The organism is Mesorhizobium sp. M5C.F.Ca.IN.020.29.1.1, assembly GCF_003997375.1.
In the GTDB taxonomy this organism is placed as follows: Bacteria; Pseudomonadota; Alphaproteobacteria; order Rhizobiales; family Rhizobiaceae; genus Mesorhizobium; species Mesorhizobium wenxiniae.
In genome coordinates, this window is sequence record NZ_RZSW01000570.1 from 1 (window position 1) to 3,854 (window position 3,854).

Genomic DNA, 3,854 nt, shown 5'->3' on the forward strand with positions numbered 1-3,854 from the left:
CTTTGATAATATCGAATTATGCCGACACTCGACCCTGACCTCCTCAAAACCTTTCTCGCCTTCGTCGATGGCGGCTCGCTGGCGCAGGCGGCGTCAATTGTCGGCCGCTCAGCGTCGGCGGTGACCACGCAGATGCAGCGGCTTGAGGATATTGTCGGCGAACCGCTTCTGGTGCCGCAGGGGCGGGGCCGCGGCCTGACGCCGGCCGGGGAGCATCTGGTCGGCCATGCCCGGCGTATCCTTGCTGTGCATCGCGAAGCGTGGCTGGCCCTCAAGGGCGTGCGAGCCGATGGGCGCGTGGCCATAGGCACGACACAAGATTTCGCCGACAGCGGCCTCCCGGAGCTGCTCAGGGCCTTTGCCGCGAGCTATCCGCGCGTCAGGATCGAACTGCGCGTCGGCCGCTCCGCCGAATTGGCCGAGGCACTGCAAACCGGCATCCTCGATCTGATGATCGCCATGCGACAGGCACCGGCGCCGGACGAGGTCGGCTTGTTCAGGGAGCCGATGCTCTGGCTCTGTTCGCAAAAGGGATTGGCCGCCCGCCAGGACGAGGTACCGCTGGCACTGCTCGATCCGCATTGCAGCTTTCGCGACGCGGCGATCGCAGCACTCGACACGGCCGGCCGCCGCTACCGCGTCGCCGCCGGCAGTGCCAGCCTGGCCGGGCTGCGCACGGCGGTGAATGCCGGCATTGCTCTGACGCTGCGGACGGCGCGCTTTGCCCATTCCGGCATCGTCGAAGCACCGCGCGACTTTGGGCTGCCGCAGGTTCCCATCGCCGAGTTCGCCATCCGGCTGCGCCAGGATGCCGAGCCGCCGGCGCAGGAGCTGGCTGCGCTGTTCAGCGGCAACCTTGCCCTGGCGCAGGCTCATTTCGGAAAAGAAAAAGCCGACCTTGCGGTCGGCTATAGGTTAGACGGGCCGAGGGGTTTGGGGGACTTGGGATGACCCGTCGGCCTCAACAATGCCTGAACCCGATGATGGTTCCATGACTTTATAAATTTATTTCAGGGGCAGATTTTCTCAGGCAGAACGCTGCCTCGCCGCCTGCCAGTCGCGCCCGGCATGGGCGAAGACCGCGCAGAGCACGATTGCGCCGCCGATCATGCTGGCGGCAGGCGGGACCTCGGCCAGGAACACGAAGGCGAACAGGATCGCGAACGGTACCTCAGCCGAGCCCAGCAGTCCGGATTCGGCGGCCGGGATGAGCCTCGCGCCCTCCGTCCACAGAATAGAGGCCAGCGCGAACGACATGCCGAAGGCGACGAGCAGCGCTGCGTCTCTGGCTGAGACCGCCAATGGATCGGTCACGAACCAGCCGAGCACGAACAAAAGGAATGCCGACACTGCCCCGGCCCACACCACAGGCGTGTCGCGGAAAGCGCGCACCATGATCATGTAGAGCGCGCTGCCGATTGTCATCAGCAGCGCCAGCCCGTCGCCGAACAGATGGCCGGTGCCGAAACCGGACCAGACCATGATCGCCACACCGCAGAGCGACACGGCGGCGGCGGCAAGCGTCTGCAGCCGGAAGCGCTCACGAACCAGCACGAAGGCAAGCAGCGCGGTGACAAAGGGTGCCGTGGCGTAGATGATCGCGACATTGGCGACGAAGGTGAACTTGAACGCCGAGATGAAGGCGATGCTGGCGAGCGCGCCCTCGACCGCCAACAGCCAGCCGCGCCAGCCGAGGCGCAGGCCTTCACGCCCACCGGAGCGGCGACGCCGCCAAAGCACATAGAGGCTGATCAGGATCGAGCCGACGAAGCCGCGCCAGCAGGTGATGGTCAGCGGGTCGGCATGGATCGACTTGGTCAACACGCCGGTGAGGCCGAACACTGCCGCCGACGCCGAAACCAGGATGATGCCAAGGGTGCGCTCGGCGGCGGTGTCGGTGGTGCCTGGCATGCTTAGGGATCCCGTCATTTCGCCAGACTATGCTGCCTTGTCCTGACACCGTACCGTCAGCAGTTGTTGCCGCATCGTTGCCGATGATCAGCACGGCGGCCGCGACGATCAGGGCCACGGCGTACGCTACACGGGCGAAACCCTGCGCGGCGCTACGCCAGCGGTGAGCTTGCGTTAGGGCAGGTTTGGCGGCTGGGTATCCCGTCCGGCCGATGCGGCTGAACAGGACTTAGTTGCGCAACTCGATTCATCTCATCAAGCCGATGCGTCAGTTCGATACGGAGCACGCCGTGAACATCACTGTTGACTTGGCCCGATAAAAAGGCGGTCAAAAGCAACAAGGTGATTCATGAGCTCTTCCGCCCAGTTCCTGAACGCTTCCGAAGCCGCCGGCCGGCTCGGTGTGTCGGCCATTATCGCGCAGGCGCGTGCCATCCTCTGCCCGCCAATCACAGCTCGCCAACGTTGCCCTGTACCCCGGTACTCTCGGCTACGAGGCCGTCGCCACGTGCCCGGCCTCACCCGAGGTACGGGCTCGGACGGACGGCGTCATCGCGTGGGCGCCCCCAGGTCGCATGACAAGTCATCAGGTCTGACGACGCAGCAATGTCTGGACAGCTTGTCACTCCGATCCAAATGTCGTGAAATCGAGGTTTAGCCCGTACCGGTTCCATTCGAGTATCGTGACGAGCGATGAAAATGACGGTCGAAAGGATTCGAGATGGACGCCACCGGACTGAAGGCCATGCAGGCGCCGCTCAAGGAGGCCTATCGCGATGACGCATCGCGCGCGCTGATCACGCTTCGGGCCAAAGGCTCGATTGACGACCAGTCGATCGCCTGTAAGGTCGAGACGGGCAGGGCGCTCGCCGTTGCCGGTCTGCATCCGGCTACCGGCGGTTCGGGGCTCGAATTGTGCTCGGGCGACATGCTGCTGGAGGCGCTGGTCGCTTGCGCCGGCGTGACGCTGAAGGCAGTGGCAACGGCGCTGGAGTTCAAGCTCGGCGCCGCCACCGTGGAGGCCGAAGGCGATCTCGACTTTCGCGGCACCTTGGGTGTAGCAAGAGATGCGCCGGTCGGCTTCCGCGCCATCCGGCTCACATTCGGCCTCGACACTGACGAGCCACAGGAGCGCATCGACGCGCTGCTCAAGCTGACCGAACGCTACTGCGTGGTGTTTCAGACAATCAATACCAGGCCGGAACTGACGGTCAGTGCGAAGTGCTGAAACGCGCGCCGCCGGCTACTCACTTTCGCCCTCGTCGGCGAACGGCGAGGCGCTCGGCACACACTGCACCGACCAGCCGGCCGGCGTCGGCTGCTTCTGATATTCGGTGATGGCGGAGGTGCACTGTTCGCGGGTGTCGAACGTGCTGGGCAGCACCACCATGCCGCCTTGCGGACCGGCGATAACCAGATACCAGACCAACGCTACGCTCGAAGCCGCCATGGGATTTCCTCGCTTGTTGTGGGAGTCGGGCGATCCTATCAACTCCGGGCGATCGACGAAAGCGCGGCCGGGCGCGGTGGTTCGCCACGGCATCACAGCCGTGCGATATGGAACAGCTCAGTTCACGGCAAAGCAGTAGAACAGGCCGTCGCCGCCGGTGCTCCTCAGCGCCTCCTGACTGCACCCGCCGCGTGAAGCGTGCGAGGAATTCCACGATTTGGCGGCGGCCGAATCGTCGAGACCCATGCGGTCGTGATGGCCCGTCATTGCCGCACCTTCTGCGCCGCTGAGCGTCCAGTCGCCGCAGGTTTGGTCGGCGATTTTCGTGCCGTCCGGCTTGGAGCCGGTCAGCACGTCGTGCCGGTTGGGCTTATCGCCGCGGCCGTTGACCACTTCACCCTTTTCGTCGAGCGCCGTCTGCTTGGTGATGGCGTTGGCATCGCTATGCAGCGAAGCGACATCGTCGGCGATCTTGACGCCCTTGGCGTTGAAC

General features: G+C 64.8%; 4 protein-coding genes and 1 pseudogene. 2 read left to right on the forward strand and 3 right to left on the reverse strand.

Annotated features, from left to right (window positions below; translation table 11 throughout):
* Window positions 1-18 precede the first annotated feature (18 nt).
* Window positions 19-951, forward strand: a complete 933-nt coding sequence (locus EOA85_RS29795) for a LysR substrate-binding domain-containing protein (RefSeq protein WP_127212136.1) — start codon at window positions 19-21, stop codon at window positions 949-951.
* A 75-nt stretch (window positions 952-1,026) separates the two neighbouring features.
* Here EOA85_RS29795 and EOA85_RS29800 read toward each other — a convergent pair whose 3' ends face one another.
* Window positions 1,027-1,911 carry a DMT family transporter gene (locus EOA85_RS29800; protein WP_127212137.1) on the reverse strand — a complete coding sequence of 295 codons (885 nt, stop codon included), beginning with the start codon at window positions 1,909-1,911 and terminating at the stop codon, window positions 1,027-1,029.
* Window positions 1,912-2,632: 721 nt separating this feature from the next.
* Between EOA85_RS29800 and EOA85_RS29805 the strand changes: the two genes are divergently transcribed.
* A complete protein-coding gene (locus tag EOA85_RS29805; protein ID WP_127212138.1) occupies window positions 2,633-3,139 on the forward strand; it encodes an OsmC family protein in 507 nt (168 codons plus the stop codon).
* Window positions 3,140-3,154: 15 nt separating this feature from the next.
* Here the strand turns inward: EOA85_RS29805 and EOA85_RS29810 are convergent, their stop codons facing one another.
* Window positions 3,155-3,361 (reverse strand): hypothetical protein, encoded by a 207-nt coding sequence (locus EOA85_RS29810; protein WP_065009862.1) that lies wholly within the window; start codon window positions 3,359-3,361, stop codon window positions 3,155-3,157.
* Window positions 3,362-3,478: 117 nt separating this feature from the next.
* Window positions 3,479-3,854, reverse strand: a pseudogene (locus tag EOA85_RS29815) (hypothetical protein); the annotation flags it as partial.

Excerpts from the sequence above, each read along its gene's own strand:
- EOA85_RS29810 (WP_065009862.1), bottom strand. The coding sequence starts at position 3,361 with ATGGCGGCTTCGAGCGTAGCGTTGGTCTGGTATCTGGTTATCGCCGGT.
- EOA85_RS29800 (WP_127212137.1), bottom strand. The coding sequence starts at position 1,911 with ATGCCAGGCACCACCGACACCGCCGCCGAGCGCACCCTTGGCATCATC.
- EOA85_RS29795 (WP_127212136.1), top strand. The coding sequence starts at position 19 with ATGCCGACACTCGACCCTGACCTCCTCAAAACCTTTCTCGCCTTCGTC.
- EOA85_RS29805 (WP_127212138.1), top strand. The coding sequence starts at position 2,633 with ATGGACGCCACCGGACTGAAGGCCATGCAGGCGCCGCTCAAGGAGGCC.